Annotated in this window: 27 protein-coding genes and 1 tRNA gene; 11 read left to right on the top strand and 17 right to left on the bottom strand. The window is 55.8% G+C overall.

Annotated elements, in window-relative coordinates; all coding sequences use genetic code 11:
• Positions 1-8: 8 nt before the first annotated feature.
• Both gcvPA and PFER_RS04110 read right to left on the bottom strand, forming a co-directional pair.
• Positions 9-1,364: an aminomethyl-transferring glycine dehydrogenase subunit GcvPA gene (gene gcvPA, locus PFER_RS04115; RefSeq protein ID WP_048149054.1), complete on the bottom strand. Its 1,356-nt coding sequence runs from the start codon at positions 1,362-1,364 to the stop codon at positions 9-11.
• Positions 1,365-1,490: 126 nt separating this feature from the next.
• On the bottom strand, positions 1,491-2,786 hold the full coding sequence (locus PFER_RS04110) for a phospholipase C/P1 nuclease family protein (RefSeq protein ID WP_048149052.1): 1,296 nt from the start codon (positions 2,784-2,786) through the stop codon (positions 1,491-1,493).
• A 158-nt stretch (positions 2,787-2,944) separates the two neighbouring features.
• Between PFER_RS04110 and PFER_RS04105 the strand changes: the two genes are divergently transcribed.
• Genes PFER_RS04105 through PFER_RS04085 form a run of 5 tightly spaced genes read left to right on the top strand, consistent with a single transcriptional unit; the run spans position 2,945 to position 6,011 of the window.
• Positions 2,945-3,559: a DOMON domain-containing protein gene (locus PFER_RS04105; protein WP_084593904.1), complete on the top strand. Its 615-nt coding sequence runs from the start codon at positions 2,945-2,947 to the stop codon at positions 3,557-3,559.
• Positions 3,560-3,561: 2 nt separating this feature from the next.
• On the top strand, positions 3,562-4,224 hold the full coding sequence (locus tag PFER_RS04100) for an HAD family hydrolase (protein WP_048149050.1): 663 nt from the start codon (positions 3,562-3,564) through the stop codon (positions 4,222-4,224).
• 33 nt (positions 4,225-4,257) lie between these two features.
• A complete protein-coding gene (locus PFER_RS04095; RefSeq protein ID WP_048149048.1) occupies positions 4,258-4,977 on the top strand; it encodes a PrsW family intramembrane metalloprotease in 720 nt (239 codons plus the stop codon).
• Positions 4,970-5,182, top strand: a complete 213-nt coding sequence (locus PFER_RS04090; protein ID WP_048149046.1) for a hypothetical protein — start codon at positions 4,970-4,972, stop codon at positions 5,180-5,182. The genes PFER_RS04095 and PFER_RS04090 overlap by 8 nt, the downstream gene beginning before the upstream one ends.
• Before the next feature lie 49 nt (positions 5,183-5,231).
• Positions 5,232-6,011: a hypothetical protein gene (locus tag PFER_RS04085; protein WP_048149044.1), complete on the top strand. Its 780-nt coding sequence runs from the start codon at positions 5,232-5,234 to the stop codon at positions 6,009-6,011.
• On the opposite strand, the gene PFER_RS04080 is transcribed toward PFER_RS04085, so the two are convergent.
• From PFER_RS04080 to PFER_RS04055, 6 genes are all read right to left on the bottom strand, one after another.
• Entirely contained in the window at positions 6,008-6,358 is a 351-nt protein-coding gene (locus PFER_RS04080; protein ID WP_048149042.1) for a DUF1667 domain-containing protein, read from the bottom strand. The genes PFER_RS04085 and PFER_RS04080 overlap by 4 nt on opposite strands.
• On the bottom strand, positions 6,355-7,617 hold the full coding sequence (locus PFER_RS04075; RefSeq protein WP_245612436.1) for an NAD(P)/FAD-dependent oxidoreductase: 1,263 nt from the start codon (positions 7,615-7,617) through the stop codon (positions 6,355-6,357). Before PFER_RS04075 ends, PFER_RS04080 begins: the two co-directional genes overlap by 4 nt.
• Entirely contained in the window at positions 7,617-9,107 is a 1,491-nt protein-coding gene (locus PFER_RS04070; RefSeq protein WP_048149039.1) for an NAD(P)/FAD-dependent oxidoreductase, read from the bottom strand. The genes PFER_RS04075 and PFER_RS04070 overlap by 1 nt, the downstream gene beginning before the upstream one ends.
• 153 nt (positions 9,108-9,260) lie before the next feature.
• Complete coding sequence (gene glpK, locus PFER_RS04065) at positions 9,261-10,748, bottom strand: glycerol kinase GlpK (RefSeq protein WP_048149037.1); 1,488 nt, start codon at positions 10,746-10,748, stop codon at positions 9,261-9,263.
• A gap of 57 nt (positions 10,749-10,805) precedes the next feature.
• The gene (locus tag PFER_RS04060; RefSeq protein ID WP_394296993.1) at positions 10,806-11,558 is read right to left on the bottom strand and encodes a glycerophosphodiester phosphodiesterase family protein; all 753 of its coding nucleotides are present in this window, start codon (positions 11,556-11,558) and stop codon (positions 10,806-10,808) included.
• The gene (locus tag PFER_RS04055; RefSeq protein ID WP_048149031.1) at positions 11,555-12,268 is read right to left on the bottom strand and encodes a glycerophosphodiester phosphodiesterase family protein; all 714 of its coding nucleotides are present in this window, start codon (positions 12,266-12,268) and stop codon (positions 11,555-11,557) included. Before PFER_RS04055 ends, PFER_RS04060 begins: the two co-directional genes overlap by 4 nt.
• 87 nt (positions 12,269-12,355) lie before the next feature.
• Here PFER_RS04055 and PFER_RS04050 point away from each other — a divergent pair, with 87 nt between their 5' ends.
• From PFER_RS04050 to PFER_RS04025, 6 genes are all read left to right on the top strand, one after another.
• Positions 12,356-13,678 carry an SLC45 family MFS transporter gene (locus PFER_RS04050; RefSeq protein ID WP_048149028.1) on the top strand — a complete coding sequence of 441 codons (1,323 nt, stop codon included), beginning with the start codon at positions 12,356-12,358 and terminating at the stop codon, positions 13,676-13,678.
• 58 nt (positions 13,679-13,736) lie between these two features.
• On the top strand, positions 13,737-14,996 hold the full coding sequence (locus PFER_RS04045) for an MFS transporter (protein WP_048149025.1): 1,260 nt from the start codon (positions 13,737-13,739) through the stop codon (positions 14,994-14,996).
• Between the two features lie 31 nt (positions 14,997-15,027).
• Positions 15,028-15,321: a nucleotidyltransferase family protein gene (locus tag PFER_RS04040; protein WP_048149022.1), complete on the top strand. Its 294-nt coding sequence runs from the start codon at positions 15,028-15,030 to the stop codon at positions 15,319-15,321.
• Positions 15,318-15,665 (top strand): HepT-like ribonuclease domain-containing protein, encoded by a 348-nt coding sequence (locus tag PFER_RS04035; RefSeq protein ID WP_048149020.1) that lies wholly within the window; start codon positions 15,318-15,320, stop codon positions 15,663-15,665. Before PFER_RS04040 ends, PFER_RS04035 begins: the two co-directional genes overlap by 4 nt.
• On the top strand, positions 15,662-16,525 hold the full coding sequence (locus tag PFER_RS04030; protein ID WP_048149018.1) for an alpha/beta hydrolase: 864 nt from the start codon (positions 15,662-15,664) through the stop codon (positions 16,523-16,525). The genes PFER_RS04035 and PFER_RS04030 overlap by 4 nt, the downstream gene beginning before the upstream one ends.
• A 44-nt stretch (positions 16,526-16,569) precedes the next feature.
• Positions 16,570-16,646, top strand: a tRNA-Thr gene (locus tag PFER_RS04025).
• Positions 16,647-16,922: 276 nt separating this feature from the next.
• Here the strand turns inward: PFER_RS04025 and PFER_RS04020 are convergent.
• From PFER_RS04020 to PFER_RS03980, 9 genes are all read right to left on the bottom strand, one after another.
• Positions 16,923-17,276 (bottom strand): hypothetical protein, encoded by a 354-nt coding sequence (locus tag PFER_RS04020; protein ID WP_048149016.1) that lies wholly within the window; start codon positions 17,274-17,276, stop codon positions 16,923-16,925.
• A gap of 219 nt (positions 17,277-17,495) precedes the next feature.
• The gene (locus PFER_RS04010; RefSeq protein ID WP_052696178.1) at positions 17,496-18,035 is read right to left on the bottom strand and encodes a hypothetical protein; all 540 of its coding nucleotides are present in this window, start codon (positions 18,033-18,035) and stop codon (positions 17,496-17,498) included.
• On the bottom strand, positions 18,035-18,820 hold the full coding sequence (locus PFER_RS04005; protein WP_048149010.1) for a deazapurine DNA modification protein DpdA family protein: 786 nt from the start codon (positions 18,818-18,820) through the stop codon (positions 18,035-18,037). Before PFER_RS04005 ends, PFER_RS04010 begins: the two co-directional genes overlap by 1 nt.
• Positions 18,821-18,986: 166 nt before the next feature.
• Positions 18,987-19,478 (bottom strand): hypothetical protein, encoded by a 492-nt coding sequence (locus PFER_RS04000; protein WP_048149007.1) that lies wholly within the window; start codon positions 19,476-19,478, stop codon positions 18,987-18,989.
• Complete coding sequence (locus tag PFER_RS03995; RefSeq protein WP_048149005.1) at positions 19,475-19,654, bottom strand: hypothetical protein; 180 nt, start codon at positions 19,652-19,654, stop codon at positions 19,475-19,477. The genes PFER_RS04000 and PFER_RS03995 overlap by 4 nt, the downstream gene beginning before the upstream one ends.
• Before the next feature lie 31 nt (positions 19,655-19,685).
• Positions 19,686-19,868, bottom strand: a complete 183-nt coding sequence (locus tag PFER_RS03990; RefSeq protein ID WP_048149003.1) for a hypothetical protein — start codon at positions 19,866-19,868, stop codon at positions 19,686-19,688.
• The gene (locus PFER_RS03985; protein WP_245612432.1) at positions 19,865-20,047 is read right to left on the bottom strand and encodes a hypothetical protein; all 183 of its coding nucleotides are present in this window, start codon (positions 20,045-20,047) and stop codon (positions 19,865-19,867) included. The genes PFER_RS03990 and PFER_RS03985 overlap by 4 nt, the downstream gene beginning before the upstream one ends.
• A gap of 53 nt (positions 20,048-20,100) precedes the next feature.
• The gene (locus PFER_RS12135; RefSeq protein ID WP_157255073.1) at positions 20,101-20,238 is read right to left on the bottom strand and encodes a hypothetical protein; all 138 of its coding nucleotides are present in this window, start codon (positions 20,236-20,238) and stop codon (positions 20,101-20,103) included.
• Positions 20,231-20,896, bottom strand: a complete 666-nt coding sequence (locus PFER_RS03980; RefSeq protein ID WP_048148993.1) for a hypothetical protein — start codon at positions 20,894-20,896, stop codon at positions 20,231-20,233. The genes PFER_RS12135 and PFER_RS03980 overlap by 8 nt, the downstream gene beginning before the upstream one ends.

Genomic DNA, 20,896 nt, shown 5'->3' with positions numbered 1-20,896 from the left:
TCACCACCTCACAGCTCCGCCTCGCCTATTATCTCCCGCAGGGCATCCACGAGGCCGTCAACCCACTCCTTCCTCGTGGTTTCGGTGGCAGCAAAGAGGGCCGTCTCCCCGAGCTCCGGGAAGTGCTTCCCTATGTAGTAGCCGCCGTGGATGTTCCTCTCAAGGAGCCTCTCGTGGATAACGCTGTAGGGAACCTCGAACCTAACGGGTACGTCCTTGAAGTTTATCCCATCGAAGGCTACCTCCCCAACCTCGCCGAGGCGCTTCTTTAGGTAGGCGGTGTTCTTGAGTATGACCTCACCGAGCTCCCTGAGCCCCTTCGGCCCTAGGGTGGCCAGGTGAATGGCAGCAGCGACCGCGACGAGCGCCTCGTTTGAGCATATGTTCGAGGTGGCCTTGGCCCTTCTGATGTGCTGCTCCCTCGTCTGGAGCGTCATCACGAAGGCCCTCTTGCCGTCTGCCGTTTTGGTCATGCCGATTACCCTTCCCGGCATCTGCCTTACCAGCTTTCTGTCGTTCTTCGTTGCGAATATTCCCGCCCTCGGACCGCCGAAGTTCGTAGGAGTGCCAAAGTATGCCGCCTCGCCGACGACTATGTCAGCCCCAAGCTCTCCAGGAGCTTCGACTATTCCGAGGATAGTTGGGTCAACGCCTACCACAAAGAGCGCTCCAGCGTCATGGGCTATCTCGCCGATTTCCCTTACCTTCTCCTCGAGCAGGCCGAAGAAGTTGGGTATCTCGATGTAGACGCCGGCGGCGCCCTCAACTGCCTCTTTGAGCTTCTCAATGTCGAGCTGGCCCCTCTCATCCCAGGGAACCTCAACTATCTCAAGGGCCGGGCCGGCGGTGTAGGTCTTGAGAACGAGCTTCTTCTCGGGGCTGAGGTGCTTTGGAACTACAAACTTGTTCCTCTTGGTCACGCGAGCTGACATCAGGGCGGCTTCCGCCATCGCCGTTCCCCAATCGTACATTGAGGCGTTGACTATTGGGAGGCCAACCAGCTCCGCTATGAGGCTCTGGTACTCGAAGAGGGCCTGGAGCATGCCCTGGCTTACCTCGGGCTGGTACGGAGTGTAGGAAGTTAGGAACTCGCTCCTCTCTATGAGGTACTTGACATGAGCGGGGACGTAGTGGAAGTATGTTCCGGCTCCCAGAAAGCTGGGCATCTCAAGGAAGGTTTTGTTAGCGGAGAGGGTTTCGTTGAGCTCTGTGAAGACTTCGTACTCGCTCTTCCCCTCCGGCAGGTTGAACTCCTTGACCATTCCCTTTGGCACGTCGGAGAAGAGGTCTTCAATGCGCTCAAAGCCTATTTCTTTGAGCATCTCTTCCTTATGTGGAAGGTTGGGGATGTAGTGTTTTCCCATAGGCATCACCTTTTGAAATCATCATCTAAACCTTTCATCCGTAGAATATATGCTTTGTGCCCGAAAAGGGGCGGGACGTCACGGCATGGGCCTGCCGGTGACCCATTGAAAAATAGAAAAACGGAGTTAACCTTTAACGCCGACGTCCTCGAAAAACTTCTCCATGAGGCCAGCGACGGCCCTTATTGTGTAAACCATGCTCTCGTAGGTTGCCCACTGAACGTTGCTGTATTCCCTCCCGTCGAGTGTTCTAAAGCCACTCGGAGCGTTAACGTCGAAGTTGGCCTTGACCTCTATGTTCCTTACGGCCCAGCCGTCAACGTCGTCATCGAACCAGTCGTCCCCCTCAACGTGGGTGTAGATGTAGACGGTGTCTCCCGAAACGGTAACGCTGGTATCAACTAGTGGATTGGGGTCCTGGGAGTATCTCGCTACGAGGTTCCCGTTCCTGTCGTAGAGCTCGACGTAGCCGAGGGTCTTGAAGTAGACGTTCTGCATGTCTATATCCTTGAAGACGATGGTTATCGCGCTTGCCCCGAGGAACTGAAGCTTGAAGACGCTCCAGTCTCCCTTCTTGAGCTCCTTCGTCCAGAAGTAGCTTCCGAGGTGGCCGCGCTCGCTCCAGAGGTTGATGTCCTTTCCGGTTGAGTAGAGCATGTAGCGCCAGGAGTTGTGGGCTATGAGGTCAGCGTAGGCCCAGGCGACGCCGTGCGATAAGTCCATGTGGCCGTTCTCGTTGTCCGCTACGTAGATGTCCTTTCCCAGTATGAACCTCCCCTTCTCGTTCGGGATTTCCCACCACCTTATCGGGGTGAGGTCGAGGGGGACGCGGTTGTTGAGGATGTCGTCGGCAACCGTCGGGGAAATCTCGTTCTCAACGAAGTCGTGGGCGTCCTCGATGTAGCTGAACTCGTCAAGGGTCTCGAACATGTGGGGGGTGGTGTGGGCCACGAGCATGCCCATGTCCTCGAGGATGTGGACTGATCTTCCGAGGTAGAGCATGGCCTCCTCCTTCTTGCCCTCCTTCCAGAGCTGGACTGCCTTCTCGTAGAGTTCCTGTGCCATGTCAGCGCCTGAAGACTTCCTGTCACCGAGGAGGTCAACCGTTATCAGCTCCGCGTGATCCATAGGGTCGTGGAAGTGGTACTGGCTCTGGAGGGTGTAGGTCTTGCCGTTGAAATCTATGCTCCCGCCGCGCCAGTCCTCGTCGTAGGCACCGTAGAGGAGTCTGTCCTGGTACTGCATGAGGATGTTCCCAAGGGTCGGGTTGTCCGCGTAGACCGCCTCGATGGCCTTGTAAGTCAGCCTCTGGTGGACGTTCATTGGGTCCTCGAGGGTTGGACCGTTGGTCGGCCATGCACCTGCAAAACCCATCCCCCCGAGGACGAGTAGCAGGAGGAGCAGTGCTTTAAACCTCTTCATTTTACCACCTCATTTAAACTGACAGTTTTGCAGTTTCGTTCCTCATCTTAAATAATTTTCCCTAAATTGCATGGGTTCATGTAATTTGAAATTTTTGCATAATGTGGAGCTTCCATACGGGGGGCAAGATTTTTTAACCTCGCCACCAACCTGCCCCCATGGATGGTGGGATAGTGAATAAGCTCGCCTTCGCGGGAGTGTTGCTCCTGTTGCTTCTGGTGCTCTCTCTAAACAGCGATGGAAACAATCAGGGAACTTCGCCCCCCAAAGTCGTGGGGTGGAGAGCCGATGGTGTGATAGAGGAGGGAGAATACGCGTTCAACCACACCGCTGAGGGCATGGCCGTTTTCCTCGGGTTCAATGGGGACGACCTCGTGGTGGGATTGAGAGCCGAAACCCCGGGATGGGTGGCCATCGGCTTCGGTGGCGGGCCGGGAATGAAAAATACCGACATAGTAATAGCCTACGTCCTCCCAAACGGGACGGTTGAGATAAAGGACTCCTATTCCACCGGCTTCTCCGGGCCACACGAGGATGACAGGCTCTACGGGGGGAGCTTTGACATCAAGGACTTCGGTGGGAGCGAGGTTGAGGGAATTACCACCGTCGAGTTCTCAAGATCGCTGAGGACGTTGGACGGCTACGACTTCCAGTTTCTGGATAACGGGAGCGTTAGGATAACGTGGGCCTACGGGCCGGTTGATGACTTTCTCTCCATGCACTCCGATGCCGGCGCCTTCAATGTTAAAATGGAGGACATCAAGGGGGGTTGAGGATGATAGTGGCGTTCGACTACGATGGTACCCTGGTTGACAGCTACTCCGTGATCGAGGAGGCCTTCCGCCGGGCGATAGGGAAGCACTACCCCTGGATGCCCGGTAAAAGCTCCTTTGCGAAGCTTTTGACGAGGGTGGAGCTCTACTTTGAGAGGCCCCGCTTTGGCAAGCACAGCGGTAAGGTCAAGCAGCCGGCGGTATTCAGGCTTCCCCTCTTCAGGACGTGGTTCGAGGAGAGGGCAAAGCTCACCAGGCCCCTTGACGATTCAATGGAGCTCCTCAAAAGGCTCAAGGAGGAAGGTCACACACTTCTCTCCTTCTCGGCGGAGGACTTTGTGAGCGGGATGAAGGAGCACCGCCTCAAACTGAACGGCTTCTACGACCTCTTCGACGACGTTATAATATTCGGGCGGGAGATGACGCTCGAGGAGGCCTTCGCCCTGGTTCGCGAGAAATACGGGGATGAAACGTTCATCTGGGTGGACGACAAGCCCTGGCGCTTCATAGGGCGGGGCGATGAGAATACCGAGTACGTGTGGTATTACTTCCCCCCAACGGCGCGCTATGCGAGCGATGAAATCCTCGCCCGGATACCTCATCTCCACGTGATAAGAGACCTCTGGAGCCTCTTCGATGTCATAGAACGGGTTAAAAAAGTTTAAAACATGCGGATGAGAGGGTGTAACGGTGGGATTATGCATCCGGTTAACGCGATAATATTCTTCGCCTACGCTCCAGCCCTTGCCCTGCTGTGGTACTTCTACCACAGGGATAGGTACGAGCCCGAGCCCAAGCGCTACGTCCTCGGCACTTTCATAATGGGGGCCACGCTCTCCGTGGGCGTGGCGATGTTTTTGGAGGCCGTTCTCACGGGGGGAGGGAACTTCGGTGTGGGAGGTTACGCGCTGCTCCCCGTCAGTGCCTTCTATATAGCCCTCGTTGCCGGAATCGTTGAGGAGCCCTCAAAGGCCCTCGCCATAAGGTGGCCCTTCAACGCCGGCCAGATGGATGGGGTGATGGATGGTATTGTCTACGGTGTGGCCGCGGGCCTCGGCTTTGCCGCGACGGAGAACCTCCTCTATGGCCTTGGTTACGGTCTCGGAACGACTATCCTGAGGGCATTCTTGACTCCCTTTGCCCACGCGACGTGGAGCGCCATAATAGGCGTCGGCTATGGCCTCAGGGCGGAAGGGAAGACCCCCTCTCTGTTCCCCTACTACGTGATCGCTATGGCCCTTCACTTCTTCTGGGACTATTTTGCGTTCCTGAGCATCGGGGTTCCGGCCTATTCGATATTCACAATCCTGCTGATATTCATAAACGTGGCTATAATCCGCTACTTCCTCATGATAGGCGAGAGGGAGGATATGGCCCGTTGGTGGTACAGGGTATGGAGGGTGAGGAAGTATGAGTGAAAAACTGGAAAAGGCCCTCTTTGAGGCCCGTCCCTACGTGGAGTACTTCGATGAGCTGAAGGACAAAGTTTACGAGCTCTATCTGAAGGCGCCGGACGAGGAAGCTTTCCTCAGGCTCCTCGAGGAGGAGATGGGCAACGCCCGGGAGCCCTTCAGGACAGACCTGAGGATATTCATCCAGAAGTTCGAAGTGCTGAGGAGCTGAAGCACCCAAAGGTTATTAACATCCGTGCGTTAGTGGGGGTGGTGAAAGCATGAAGAGACTTGCGTTGCTCGTTGTGCTTATCGTGCTCTTCTCGGGATGTCTCTCGGGGACCAAAGTGCCGACGAAGGATGAGATACTATCATCGCTTGAAGGCGCGGACGCCTACGTTTACACGGTTAAAATAACCTCCCCAGACTCAAACGACACGGTGAGCATTGAAACGGGAATTGACAGGAAGGCCAGGCTTTACTTCTCCCACACCCTAACCGAGGGCAACGGAACTCTGGAGGTCTGGGAGCTCTACGAGGGAGGTAAATACTACATAAAGACGCACCAGGTTCAGGGAGGAAAGAACCTAACCAATGCCGCCGTTTTCAACCTCAGCGACCTTTACGAGGCCCTAAAGCCGGGACTGCCCCCGGAGGTCACGGAGGACAACTTCGAGGAATACCTCCTCACCGAGGAGCTGGGCATACAGCACGACCTCTCGTGGCTGGAGAACGCCACGCTGACGTACACGGGGAAGGAGAACGACCTTTACCGCTTCAACATTTCCGCCACGGTCTCCTACGTGAGCGCTCCCCACACGGGAAACGCCGATTACGACACCCGGATGACGAGCAATGTGATAAAGCACTACTCCGGGGAAATGCTTGTGAACGCTGAGTTCCTGCCCGTGAAGCTCGAGGTGAACGTGGACAGGCTCTCCCTCTACAAGGCCGCCAACCTCACGGTCGCCGGCAGCAACGTCTACGAGATAAATGTGAACTACAGGTTCAAGCTTCCTGACTGGGCGGAAGAACTTAAAAAAGAGGCCGCGAAGGGTTAAGCCCCCCTCGTGGCGACTATTTTTACCCCTTCCCACTCCGCGACGACCTGGCCAACGGTCACGGGCGCCTTAAGCTTTAACCCGGCCAGAAACCTCATGAGTTCGGGAATCCTCTCCTTGGGGACGGGTTTCTCCGTCTTGACGCTCACCGTGGGAAGGGCTCCTCCTTCAACTGGAACCACGCTCATAACGACCCTCTTTGGATTGGTGACCTCCTCTATCGCCCACTCCTTTCCGCGCGGGCAGGTGTGGCCGGTGACGCCCAGGACCTTTCCCTTCTCCATTTCCACCTCTATCGAGCATCCGAGGGGGCAGACGATGCAGGTGAAGCGGTAGGTCTTCCTCATCCCCGCACCACCTCAACGGTGAGCTTTTCTCCTACCTTTTGAATCTCCTCCGCCTTCAGCCTGAACCTTATCATCTCCGCCGGCGTTGCCAGGGCGAGCTTTATCCTCCTGCCCACCTCGGGAACCCTGAGCTCCGCGTTCTCTATAGGCCTCGCAACGCGCAGGTAGAGGTAAACGTCGCGGTCGCCGCTCAGGTAGTGCGGGACAATCAGACGCACGTTCTCGCCCTTCTCCACCTTCACCCACTTCCTGCTCTCTATCCCTCCCTTCTCTATGAACTCCTTTGCGCTCTCAGCGGCTAACTCACCCTGCTCGGCAACGTAATCAACGAGGTCGTTTATTAGGAGGGCGTTTCCGGCAACGAATATTCCCGGGACGCTCGTCTCAAGCCTGTCGTTCACGACCGGTCCGCCGGTTGAAGGGTCTATCTCGACGCCGATCTTCTTGAGCTTCTTGACGCTCGGGATTAAGCCCGCTGAAATCACCAGCGTGTCCGCCTCAATCCAGAACTCCTCGCCCGTTTCGTTGAGGTTCTCGTCCACCTTGACGACCTTGACCCTCTCAACCCTTCCCTTTCCGCGGACTTCAACCACTTTGTGGCTCAGGTAGAGCGGAATGTTGAAATCGCGAAGTATCATGATGTTCCTTGCAAGGCCGCCCGGATAAGGCATGAGCTCAACGACGGCCTTCACCTTTGCCCCCTCAAGGGCAAAGCGGCGAGCCATTATTAAGCCCACATCCCCGGAACCCACTATCACGATTTCCTTTCCCGGCATTATTCCGTAGATGTCCATGAGGGTCTGAGCCTCTCCAGCCGTGTAGATTCCGGCGACACGGTCTCCAACTATGCCAATCTCAAAGGCGTGCCTCTCACGTGCACCGGCGGCGTAGATTATCGCCTTCGCCCAGACCTGGTAGAGGCCGCTTGGAGAGGTGAATATCACCACCTTCTCAAGGTCGGAGTAGTTCTTTATTTCAAGCACCCTCGCCGCTGTCCTGTACTCAACGCCGAGCTTCACCATTTTTTTCGCGAGCCTCGACGCGAACTCCGGGCCGGTGAGCTCTTCCCTGAAGTAGTGGATTCCAAAGCCCGGGTGGACGCACTGGGGGAGGATTCCGCCCAGATAATCGTTCTCATCCAATAGGAGAACGTTGAGCCCGAGCTCCTTGGCCTTTGCCGCGGCCGCCATTCCGGCCGGCCCGCCGCCTATGACGACGACGTCGTAGGAAAGCATCGGTATCTCTAGGAAAGGCTCCATCATGCCTCATCCCCCCTGAGAAGGGCCTTAACGTCGCCTATTCCAATCTCACTTCCCCTTCCCTTGAGGGTTACCTCCCAGGGCTTGACGCCGTACTCCCTGGCCAAAAGCTGTACGATCCTCGGCCTGCAGAAGCTTCCCTGGCATGTCCCGGTCGTGGCCTTCGTTCTAAACTTTACGGAATCAACGCTCGGGGTCTTAACGCCTATGAACTTCATCCTCTCTATGGCCTCGAGGATGTCTCCCTCGCTGACGTTGTTGCACCTGCAGACTATCTTTCCGTAGGACGGGTTCCCCTTTATCAGCTCGTTCGCCTTCTCCGGCAGGAGCATGAAGAAGTGGGTTATCTCCTTCCTGTAGGGGTTCCACTTCTCCTTCTCAACAAGCTTGATTCCAAGGTCACGCTGGATTATGTCCTTCACCTCGTAGGCTATAGCTGGAGCGCTCGTCAGTCCGGGAGAGCGTATTCCCGCGACGTTTATGAAGCCCCACACCTCCTTCTCAGCCTTTATTATGAAGTCCCCTCCTGTGGGCTCGGGCCTTAAACCTGCGAAGGTCCTTATCACCTTGCTCCTCTGAGGGAGGTTTGGCCAGAGCTTCTTAGCCCCTTCCCAGACCTGTTCGAGGCCCTCCTCTGTGGTGGCGAAGTCCTCCTTCTCCTCGCGCGGAAGGTCCTGGGCGTTGGGGCCTATCATGAGGTGGCCGCTTATCTCCGTCGTCACGACGATCCCCTTGCTTATTGGCGTTGGCGTGGGGAAGAGAACCCTCCTCGGGCCGGGAATGCCCTCGTCGAAGATCCAGTATTCACCTTTCCTCGGGTGTATCTCGAAGTAGTCTATTCCGGCCATTCTGGCAATCTCGTCGGCGTAGAGGCCGGCGGCATTGATAACTACCTCCGCCTCTATGAAGCCGTTGTTGGTTTCGACGCCCTTTACCTCGCCGTTCTCCACTTTTATGCCGGTAACTTCTGTCTCAAGATGGGTTTTGACGCCGTTTGCTACCGCGTTCTCGACGAGGGCTATAACGGCTGGAATCGGGCCTATCTGTCCGACCGTCGGAACCCAGAGTGCGCCTATGGCTTCCCTCGTGAGGCCCGGCTCGAGGTGGAAGAGCTCCTTCCCATCAACTATCCTCATCTCGGGGACGCCGTTTTTATGACCGCGCTCCAAAAGCCTCTCCAGGGTGTCAAAGTCCTTCTCCTTTGTGGCCACTATCAGGGCACCGTTCCAGACGTGGGGAATTTCGAGCTCCTTCACCCACCGGTGCCAGAGTCTGTTCCCCTTAACGCAGAGCCTGGCCCTCGTTGGATACTTGTTCGGCTCATCGTCGTAGCCCCCGTGGATGAGGGCGGTGTTGGCCTTGCTCACGCCCCAGCCAACGTCCGGTGCCTTCTCGATGAGGTGAACCTCAAGGTTCTCGTATCTACTTAAAACGCGCGCTATGCTCGCGCCGCTTATCCCAGCGCCAATTATGGCCACCTTGGTCCGCATATTCTCCCCTCCAATTTAACTTAAGGTAGGACTTTCAATGTTTTAAAGCTTTCTCTCGCCTTTAGGTCGGCTTAAAAGCCTTTGGAGAACAGTTTTGAGCATAAAAAGGGAGAACTGGGGTGAACACCGGTCAGGTGAACAATTGTGTTCCCTCTACTGCATAGTCCCCACGACCTTCGCCCAGCCCATGGCCCTCTTCACAGCTTCCTTCCAGCCCCGGTAGAGCCTCTCCCGCGTTTCCTCGTCCATCTTGGGCTCGAAGACCTTCTCCGCCTTCCAGAGGCTCTTTATCTCCTCGAGGCCCTCCCAATAATCCACGGCCAGTCCAGCGAGGTAGGCCGCACCCAGTGCCGTCGTCTCCTTCACGACGGGCCTCACGACGCGCCTGTTGAGTATGTCCGCCTGGAAGCCCATCAGGAAGTCGTTTGAAGTGGCCCCTCCATCAACGCGGAGCTCCTTTATTCCAACGAGCTTCTCCATCTCCTCGACGACGTCCCTCGTGAGATACGCTATCGCCTCAAGCGTGGCCCTCGCGAGGTGCTCCCTGCCGGTGCCGCGGGTTATGCCGATTATCAGCCCGCGCGCGAACTGGTCCCAGTAGGGCGCTCCAAGGCCGACGAAGGCCGGGACGAAGTAAACCCCCTCGTTGCTCTCAAGCTTCCTGGCGAGCTCCTCCGTCTCGGAGGCGTGCTTGATTATCTTTATTCCGTCCCTGAGCCACTGGACGGCGGCTCCGGTTACGAAGACGCTCCCCTCAAGGGCGTAGTTTACCCTTCCGTTGAGACCCCACGCTATCGTTGTGAGGAGGTTTTCGGAGAAGCGTACCATCTTACCGGTATTGGCAAGGATGAAGCTTCCGGTGCCGTAGGTGGCCTTGACCATTCCCGTCTCGAAGGCGGCCTGTCCAAAGAGGGCGGCCTGCTGGTCTCCGGCGTCTCCGCTCACCGGGATTTCCGCGCCGAGGAGCTCCCTCCTCGTGTGGCCGTAGATTTCGCTGGATTCCTTAACCTCCGGGAGGATGGCCTCGGGTATGCCGAAGAGCTCGAGGAGCTCATCGTCCCAGTCGAGCCTCTTTATGTTGAAGAGCATCGTCCTCGAGGCGTTGGAGTAGTCAGTAACGTGCTGTCCAGTTAAGCGGTAGATGAGGAAGGTATCCACCGTTCCGAACATCACCTCGCCTTTCTCGGCCTTTGCCCTCAAACCCGGAACGTTGTCGAGGAGCCATTTGAGCTTTGAGGCCGAGAAGTAGGCATCGGGAACGAGGCCCGTCTTCTCCTTTATCACCGTCCCGTACTCGCGCTTTATCTCCTCCACCATCTCGGCCGTTCTCCTGCACTGCCAGACTATGGCGTTGTGGAGGGGCCTTCCCTCTCTGTCCCACACGAGCGTCGTCTCGCGCTGGTTGGTGACTCCAATGGCCGCTATCTGGCTCGGCTCGATTTTAGCCCTCTCAATTGCGGTCTTTATCGCCCTGAGCTGAGCGTCCCATATCTCCTCTGGATTGTGCTCGACCCATCCCGGCTTTGGGTAGTGCTGGGGAAACTCGTACTGGCCTATTCCGTGGATGTTGCTCTCCCTGTCGAAGATTATTGCCCTCGCCGAGGTGGTTCCCTCGTCGAGAGATAGGATGAACTTCTCCATTGATGGTCACCAAAGACAAAAAATGGCTAAGGGGGTATATTAGAGATTCGGTGAAGCTCACCTGAGTCCGAGCTTCCTTAAGTAATCAACCATCCGCTCAACGTCGTTGACTATCACTCCATCAAAGAGCCCGCCGAGCCTAACGAGGTTGTCGTTGGCGTAGTAGCTCTCGTCGTTCAATGACCAGAGAACGACCTTAAGACCAGCTCCTTTGGCCATCTGGAGAGCACCGACAGTCTTCTCCACGCCGAGGAGAGCCATCGCATCGATCGGAGGGTTGATGGACCAGAGGGACAGCTCCCCGATGAGGGCCGGAAGCTGTGAGAGGACTTTCTCCCTGTCGATGAGGAGCCCCATTCTGGTCTCCCTATCGTACTTCCTGTACTCCCGCAGAGCATCTATGAGGAAGGATGATACAATGACCCTCGACGGGTTGTGGCTTTTGATGATGTCCGCGGCCTTCTCGGCGGCGTCAGCATCCTTGAGCTCGACGTTGATTATGGCATCCTCGGGAAGGGCCTCGAAGACCTCCTCCAGCGTCGGGATTCTCTCCCCGTTTCCGAAGTCCAGGGACTTGAGCTCATCGAGCGTCATCTCCTTGACCTTACCGCTCCCGTTGCTCGTTCTGTCAACGGTCTCATCGTGGATCACCACGACCTCACCATCCCTCGTGAGCCAGACGTCGAGCTCAACGCCATCGGCGCCTGCCTCGATGGCCTTCCTAAAGGCAAGGAGGGTGTTCTCGGGATACTTCGCCGAGTAGCCCCTGTGGCCGAGCACGAAGATTCTCTTATCCGCCAACACGATCACCCCAATACTTTGCCCCCCAATCCCGTAAAAACCTTTCTCAGTCGTGCGGGGTCATCGGAGATAACCGCATCAACGAAGGGTAGAAGCCTGGGGACCCAGCGGAGCTCGTCCATGGCGTGGTTCCAGAGGTATATCTTAAGGTCGCGCTTTCTGAAGGCGCGCAGGAGCGTCGTGAACGCCCCGTACCCCACGTAGGAGAGGCCGTCTATCGGAACGTGGAGTGAGTAGAGGCCCTTCAGCCGTGGAATCCATGAGAGGGAGCGGTAGCCGACTATCGAGAAGCCGACCCTGCAGTCCGGGCACTCGCGGAGGAGCCCTTCGATGATTTCGGGCCTCTCCGAGGAAAAAACCGTTCTTTCAATGGCCTTGTACCTTCCCGCAGCATTTAGAAGGGCATCAACCGTTTCAACCTCCTTGACGTCGGCGTTGAACAGCGCATTGGGAAAAGCTCTGAATACGTAATCAACCTGCGGTATTATCCCCCCGTTCGGGTGAAGCCTCCTCAGCTCTGCGAGGCTCATCTCCCTTAGGCGCTGGAAGTTCCCGTTGGCATGGAAACCCGGGTCGTGGTGGGTTACGAGCTTCCCATCGCCCGTGGTTCTAACGTCAAACTCTATCCCGTCCGCGTATCTGAGGGCCCTCCCGAAGGCAGGGAGCGTGTTCTCAAGACCGCCCCTGATGCCTGCATGTCCAAATATGAGCGCTCTCATACTGAAATACAATGTTCACAAATCCTTAAAAAGAAAGCGTCCAATTAAGGACATTGGTGCACTTAGTGGTGGTGGGGTGGTAAAACTATGGAGTTCAAGTACAGCCGCATATTCTTGCTCGGTTTCGGTTTCTTTGGGATAAGCATCATATGGTCCCTCTACAACGCGTACATACCGATTTTCCTTCAGGATACGTTCAAAATGAGCCGCACGGTGACGGGCTTCGTCATGACCATTGACAACCTCTTCGCCGTTCTGCTCCTCCCGTTCCTGGGGGCCCTAAGCGACAAAACGAGGACACGCCTTGGGCGAAGAAAGCCCTACATCCTGCTTGGTGCGCCCTCAGCCGCACTGATGTTCGCGCTCATTCCTGTGGCGAGGGAGTACGGAAGTCTGGCCCTGTTCATGGGCACCATAATCTTCATGAACTTCTTCATGGCGCTCTTCCGCTCACCCGTCATCGCCTTCATGCCCGACATAACGCCGAGCGAGAAGAGGAGCCAGGCCAACGGTGTAATAAACTTCATGGGTGGTATTGGGGCGCTTTTGGCGTACTTCGGAGGTAAGGTGCTTTACGACATGAACTACGCCTATCCGTTCTTTGCCGGGGCTGCTGTGATGCTGCTCGCCAACCTCCTCGTGGTTCTCTTCGTTCCCGAGCCGGAGGAGTACCGCGTTCCGGGGGAGAGGATCAATCTGAGGAAGCTTCTCTCCGAGACATCGCACAAGAGCTTCGGCGAGTTGAAGGAAAATCTGAAGGATGTGTTCGCGAGCCACGAGAGGAGCCTGTTCTTCATTCTGCTTTCAATATTCCTCTGGTTCATTGCCTTCAACTCCATAGAGACCTTCTTCACGAGCTACGCGAAGTATCACCTCGGCATCGAGGAGAGCACGGGGGCCTTCCTGATGGGTGTCGTTTCCCTCAGCTTCATGCTCTTCGCGATTCCAGCGGGCCTCATAGGGGGAAGGATAGGGAGGAAGAAGACGATTACAACTGGGCTTGTAATGGTGAGTGCGGTCATGCTCCTCGCTTACCTCCTTGGAGAGGCCTCAAAGCCGGGAAGCAGCTCTCTGACGGATCCAGTAGTGCTCAAGTTCATGGTGCTCTTCTTCTTCGGCGGCGTCGGCTGGGCGCTAGTGAACGTCAACTCCCTTCCCATGGTCGTGGACATGACGACGGAGGAGAAGCTCGGTGGCTACACGGGACTCTACTACTTCTTCAGCCAGGCGGCAAACCTTGTGGCTCCACCTTTGGCGGGAGCCTTCCTCGATGTTATCGGATACAAAACGCTCCTGCCCTTCGCGGTAACGTTCTTCATCCTCTCGGCGGTGACGATGCAGTTCGTCAGGAGGGGTGACATAGTCGGGGTCAAAGGGGATGCCCTCGACTACGTACCTGACATGGATTGAGCCCCTCCCTTCTTTGATTTACCCTGAAAATCAACGGCTCGAAAATGGGGGTGAAACAATGGAGAGAAAGGGATTCAACTGGGGTGTCGTTCTCGGTCTGGCAATCCTCGGATTTAGCAGGAGCATGGGATGGGCCCTCAACAAGGGGTTCTCCTTCCCGCTGCTCTCCGACTACACCAGTTCCGCCTTTGTTAAGGGAAGTATTCTGGCCCTCGAGGGCTTTATAGGCTTACTGGTCCCGCCGCTCCTCGGGTACTACAGCGACACCATAAAATCACGCCACGGCAGAAGGAGGCCCTTCATTTTCCTGGGCGGAATACTCGCGGCCCTTGCGACGCTCATGATATGGACTTCCTACAGGATGGGCGCCCCCCTCTGGGGCTTTGCTCTTGCCCTTGGCTTCCTTTACTTCTCGCTCCACCTCTACACCGCGCAGTTCAGGGCCCTGATGCCCGATACCGTTGAAAGCGGCCAGCGCGGAAAGGCCAGCGGAGTTATAACGCTCCTCGAATGGGCGGGCAACCTCTTCCTCTTCGGTCTTGGGGGCTTCCTCGTCGCGAAGTACGGGAAGGACTACATCGGCCCCTTCGGACTCACGGCGCTATTCCTATTCCTTGCGGCGGCCTTCGTGTATTACAGGGTCAGAGAGCCGGAAGCACCGGAGATAGAGGAAAACGAGACCCTTGGGGAGTACGTTAGGAGCATATTCACCACGCGGGACTTCCTGAAGTTCTACACGGCCCAGATCCTGTGGTGGATGAGCTTCGAGTTCATAGCCATATTCCTTTATGGTATTATAGCGTTCATCCTGAAGGGCAGCGCAACCCCTGAGAACATTGACGCGGTGACCTCGATGGGCCTTTACCTCATGGCCCTCTTCAACGTTGCCGTCCTCATAGGTTCACTCCCCGGAGGCTACATCTACGATAAGGTGGGAAGGAGGCTCAGCATAATCCTGGGCGGTTTTATCTTCGCCCTCCCCCTCCTGTGGGGGTGGTTCATCCACACGGAGGGACAAATCTACGCGGCACTCCTCATAGCCGGAATTGGATGGGGGGCCCTCATAGCGGCCTCTTACCCCGTGGTGGGTGACCTCCTCACCAGGTTTGAGAGGGAGGCCTTTACGGGCAGGTACTACGGTGTCTACGAGGCCACCAAGTCAATCCCCGTTCTGCTGGCGGGTACTATCGGTGGGGCCATAGTTGACCTCGCGGGCGGCAACTACCGCATCCTCTTCCCAGTGGGGGCAATCCTTGTGTTCCTCGCGATGCCCCTGATATGGAGCATGAGGGAGCTCGAGGTGAGAAAGGTTAAATAAATTATTTTTTCCATCTTTTTTGGTGAGACCTATGAAAGCCCTCCCCGAAATCATCTCAATATTAAAGGATCACAGGAGAGAGCTTGAAGAAAAATATGGTGTCATTGATATTGAGATCTTTGGTTCCTACGCTAGGGAGGAGGCAGGAGAATCCAGCGACGTTGATATCCTCGTGGAGTTCAAAGAGCCAGTTGGACTCCTCACGATCGCAAAACTTCAGACGGAACTTTCAGACCTTCTTGGAGTAAAAGTTGATCTTATACCAAAAAAGTCACTCAGAAAAGAGCTCTGGGAGAGCGTTTCAAAGGAGGCCATTAAGATATGAGGGACTACCGCCTCTATATCCGTGACATACTGGAAAACATCAGAAAGGCTAGGGAGTTTACAGAAGGAATGAGCCTCCAAGATTTCGTGAAAGATGAAAAGACGATATATGCGGTTCTCAGGTGCATCGAAATCATAGGTGAAGCTTCCAAGGGTGTTCCCAAGGAGATACGGGAGAAGTATCCTGACGTACCCTGGAGGGCAATGGCCGCGATGCGGGACAGGGTCATCCACGGATATTTTGGAATCAACCCGGAGATTGTGTGGGTAACCATTGTTAAAGACCTCCCTCCCCTTGAGGGGAGATTTAAGGAAATCTTAAAGGAGTTGGAGGGAGAAGAATGATATGGCAGGTTATCCTGGTTGTAGTCTTCGTCTTTATCGCGTTCCTTGTCTTCGTCGCCTACAAGATGGTGAAACCCCCGAGGTTGATCGAGGAGTGGACGCCGAAGGACCTCGGCTTCGACTACGAGGACGTAACCTTCGAAACGGAAGACGGCCTTAAGCTGAGCGGCTGGTGGATTGACAACGGGAGCGATAAAACCGTCATACCCCTCCACGGTTACACCGCGAGCAGGTGGTATTCGCTCTACATGAAGCCGACTGTGGAGTTCCTCCTGAAGGAGGGCTACAACGTCCTCGTCTTTGACTTCCGCGCCCACGGAAAGAGCGAGGGTAAGTACACGACGGTGGGGGATAGGGAGCTGCTCGATATCAAGGCGGCCGTTAGGTGGTTGGGGGAGAACCACCCAGAGAAAGCGAGCAAAATCGGACTCATCGGCTTCTCGATGGGCGCTATGGTGACAATCCGCTCGCTTGCAGAAATTCCAGAGGTCTGCTGCGGCGTCGCTGACAGTCCGCCGATGAATCTCGACAGGACCGGGGCGCGCGGTTTGAAGTACTTCGCTAAACTACCGGAGTGGCTCTACATCTTCGTTAAGCCCTTAACGAAGCTCTTCAGCGGCGGAAAGGAAGTCCACCCGATAGAGTACGCCGACAAGGTCAGGAAGCCCCTCCTCCTCATAGCAGGAGAAAAGGACCCGCTCGTTAAGGTTGAGGAAGTGGGGGAGTTCTACGAGCGCAACAGGAGGATAAACCCCACAGTGGAGTTATGGGTCACGGATGCGGCCCACGTCAGGACGCTCAACTCCCGCCCCGGAGAGTGGAAGGCCAGGGTGAAGAAGTTCCTGGAGGAGCACCTTTAGCTGCGAAAATTTTATATACGCTTCTCCTCTCTTTCTCATCGGGTGCCCCGGTAGCCTAGCCTGGCGGGGCGGCGGACTTGTAATCCGCAGGCCGCGGGTTCAAATCCCGCCCGGGGCTCCACAATTGTCCTTCGCTTTTGAAAAACCGTCCCTCGTGTGAAAGCCTCATTAGAATGGCGTCTTCTATGTAACGGCTCCTGTTATAAGTGGCCTTATCCATGAGTTCGATGACCTGCGGACTCAGCGTAATATGGATTGGTATACGTGCTCTTTTAGGCTTTCTTTTAGCCATTTCAATGCCCTCCTCCGCCCAATATTGTGTGGCCACACGTGGCCACATGTGACTACACTGAAATACTAACTGCGGACTGGATATAGCCATTGCGGTCATGAGGCATCACCAGAGCTCAGCGACTTTGCCAATCTCGAACTTCCACATCTTGGCCAAGTTTTCCATTCTTTCAGAGAAGCGCTCGTCCAGCTTGTACACTCCAGCATCCTCCCTCACCATGCCGAGGGCCAGGAGCTTCTTCATGACTCTGAAGTATATGACCTTATCAGCACCGTCCACGCCGAGGGCCTCCTGATACTCATCTTTGAAGAGGCCGCCGTTCTGCTTGAGGTATGTGATGACCCTCTTGGCTATCTCTAGAGTCTTGCCATCGAAGAGGAGTTCGAGAACGCTGTTCGGCGGTTGGTATACGGGAACTCGGATCGAAACATAGTCGGGAAACTTCCGTTTGCGTGGCATTATACCACCCCTATTATTTCGTTTACAACATTCATATTTTTCACCGTCCAGGACGCTTCGGGAGTTGGGGGGAATAGGTACGGGTGGTGTATATTATCCCCGGTTTTCCGGCGAATACCCTTGATTGTCGGCGAAAGATAGTTTGGGAAAAATGATAATAACGCGATGCTGTTATTATCGCTGTTAACTTTCGTATGAAAATTAAGAGTCATCGCCCCGTCACCTCCCGAGTAGAATGTCTCTGAGTGTTTTCGCGAGCTCTTCCTCATCGAGCTTCGCCACCTTCTCCCGCCTGATGAGAGCATAGTAGTCATAAGTCTCGTGCTCCCTGCTCCCAAGCCACTCAAAGCGAACCGGCGCCCGCTTGACGCTCCACAAGTAGAAATAAACCCCACTCCAGCCCTGCACGCGAATGAGGTAATAGACATCAATGCCCGTCTTTGCTACGAAATCCATGTAAGTCTTGTACTGAGTGCCGTTCACCTTCACATACCACCCGTTAGCGTCGCGGTAGTTCACCACGCTCTCCCGGAGCGTCTTGATCTCAAAGCCCGCCCTGATGACGTTATCCACGACCACGAGCGCGTCAATGTCCATGACCTTCACGAAGTGCTTTTGATCAGAGAGCGCCCTGGCCGCTTCGAGGGCGCGGCTGAACTCCAGCCGGTTGAAGACGTCCTTGCTGTGGCGAATGAAGAACGTCTCAAGCTGGTGGAGAGGAAGAGAGGAATCATAGACGAAAGCAGTCCGTGAGGCCATCATATCACCTCCATGAGGCTCAGCTGATTTGAGTGGGTCGTCGCGAGGGCATCAAGCCGGCTGATCCACTTCGCAAGAGATTCTTTGATCTGTTCTGGAATCGGCCGCGGATCCTTGACTCTGTCAATGCCATACCTGTACGCGAGGCTATCTGCCGAGTATAACGCGTCCCACACGTCTTTGTACTTCAGAGCGCTGAACTTCACCCCAAAAGCATGTAGCCCGTACTTACGCGGGAGCTCTGCACGAAGAGCAGTGATAATGCGCCGAATCTGTTTTTCCTGCCCACGCCTGCAGACTGAACCAATACCAATTAGCCTCGTGAGAAGCCCCTGACTTTTCATCTCATCGAGCATGCGCAGGTAGTCGTCGAGCGTCCATCCCTGGACCACTGCGACGAAGCGGTCTTTCAGCTCAGGATACTGATCCTCAATGAGATCCTGTATTGCGATTTGATTCTCGATAGTCTTGAGCTGGTTCTCCATGACGGTGCGGCAAGTCTGGCGGAGAACCTCTGGCTCGCATGGATAGTCTCTGTTCGCGAAGAAGTCCGCGTTCTTTTTCAGCACGAATTCAAGATACTTCTCGTGCGGATCAGGATACTCTCTGAGCTTGAAGAAGAAGCTATAGCCCCCACTGTCGATGAAGAGCTTGTTGACGTTTTTTGGAACCGGCTTGACCGCGCTGGCGTAATTGATCATGACGTTGAACTTGCGAGGAGCAAAGCTTTCTATCGCTTTCCTTGATGATCCCTCGCCAACGCCGAAAAAGAACAGCTCGACCATCAGAACCCCTCCACCTCGTGGATCACCATGATAAGATGCCCGTCCATGTCGAGGAGCGCGCCGCAACGGCGGCAGTAGAGGGGCGAGCCCCGCTTCCCCTTCACCACCGCCCCGCAACGAGGGCAGCGCATGCGAACATAGAGGTCAGAGGCAGGCACGAAATCAGTCACCACGGGAACTCACCCCCTGCGACAATCCTGGTGTGTACCTCCTCGGGCGATACAGTCACAACCATCACCCGCGCCACGCTCCTGAAGTAGTACCCCACGCGTGGGAGAACCCACTCGACGAAGAGAACCACGAACCGGTGCGCGTCCCCCATCCTACCCGCGTAAAAGTTCCACTGCATTGCATAGCGGAGGGTATTGTAGCGGTGGAACTCCTTGCTTGGGCCATAACGGAAGACGAGCTTTTTCTTCCGCTTCCCAATCCACTCGGCAAGCTCCGCAGGCGGGCGCATGCCGCGGTACCTCTTGAAGACAACTGGTATAGAGTCATCCCACTCTGCGAGCTCAAGCGGCGGTTCAAGCTCCACCCTCGCCTCCCTCGTGACCTCATGCCACTCCTCCGGCGGTAGGAAACGCGGCTGGTTTGGAAAAGCTGAGAGGGGGAAATCATAGCCGTGGAAAGACTTCGCCTGGACTGCCGCCTCGCTCATGAGCGACCCCCCACAGGGCGCACTTTTGTTATCAGGGGCTTTTCAATCCCAAACTCCTCTCTCAGCTTTCTCTTGACCCTCTCAACAGCCTCTTCTGCCCTCTCTGCACGGGGGGCAAACCACCCTTTTGCAATATAGTCCCCCGCATCGTACTGAAAATACACCTTCCACCTCATGGGCGACCCTCCTCCACCGGCTCCGCCCACACTACCTCATCGAAAAAGTAACCTTCTTCTCGAACTCCTTCTCTGCAAGCTCTGCCGCCTCAAAGCGGTCTTCAGCCTCTACTTCTATGACTTCCTGCACTTCCTCTCCTTCTACAACTCCAAGCCCTCCGAGAGGACGAATATGCCAGTCCTTATACCCTGCAACACGTACCTTCCACTTCATGCCCTCACCTCCCTTCTCTCAATCTTCTTCATCAAGTCCTCAAGCGCGTCCGCGTAGCCCGTCCAGTACTCCGCGCCCTTCGCCCTGCTGACGGTCAGGCGGAATGCGGTATCGCGGGCCACGCGGAGCTCGCGCTCGATGTACTCGAGCAAAGTGGGGACTTCCGCGGGCTGCTCCATGGACGCCGCCCGCTCCCGAGCGACGAAACTCCAAAACTCTGCCTCGGCGGTCATCAAATACCCCTCCAACTCCGCTCTATGAACAGATCCTCTTCGAGGTCGTCAAGCAACCCCATAGCCAGCCAACGCTCTTCCTCGTCTGGACTCTCCAGCATCTCCAACAACTCCTCCAAATAGCCAGGCTCAGACATCTGCCACAACCCCCATCACTCCTTTTGGGGAACGAAAGGAGTCGATACGCTTCACCACCCAAGCAAGCTCACCAAAGTGGGGATCCTTCTCCACCACGAGGCCAAGGTCCTGCGAGACGAGCACATTGTCCTCCTCCACGAACCACTCCTCGAGGAGGGTCTTTGCGCGCTTCATGAGGTCGGAAGAATAGCCAAGCCGCTTCAGGAGATCAACCATCTTTATCCTGCCGTTCCTGCCGTAACGGTCAATGACCTCGTAGAGCTCCTGCTTGAAGTCCTCAGCACGGCGCTCGCGAGCACTCATCTTCAGCTGCTTCCTCAGCTCCGCGTTCTCCGCCTTGAGCTGGCGGTTCTCTTCTTCGAGAACCTGTTTGATGAGGCGGAGCTTCTCAACCTCTTGCTCGAGACGGAGGTTCTTTGATTCAGATGTCTCGTAGGCTTTCCGCCATTTCTCAGCCTCGGCCTTGTACTCATCGCGCTCGCGGAGGACCATGGCAACATTTCCGATTGTTGCTGCATCGAGAAGGTTCTTCAGAAACTCTGGCCTCGAGCGGGAGCCCCTCATCTCGTCGAACTTGCGGGCATAACTGACTTCTAACCTGATGAGCCATTCCTCCACGGGTTCCTTGCGCCTCTTCGGGGCTCCTCTTCTTGCCAT

It is taken from the genome of Palaeococcus ferrophilus DSM 13482 (assembly GCF_000966265.1).
Classification (GTDB): Archaea; Methanobacteriota_B; Thermococci; order Thermococcales; family Thermococcaceae; genus Palaeococcus; species Palaeococcus ferrophilus.
This window is presented reverse-complemented; position numbering and strand designations above follow the sequence as displayed.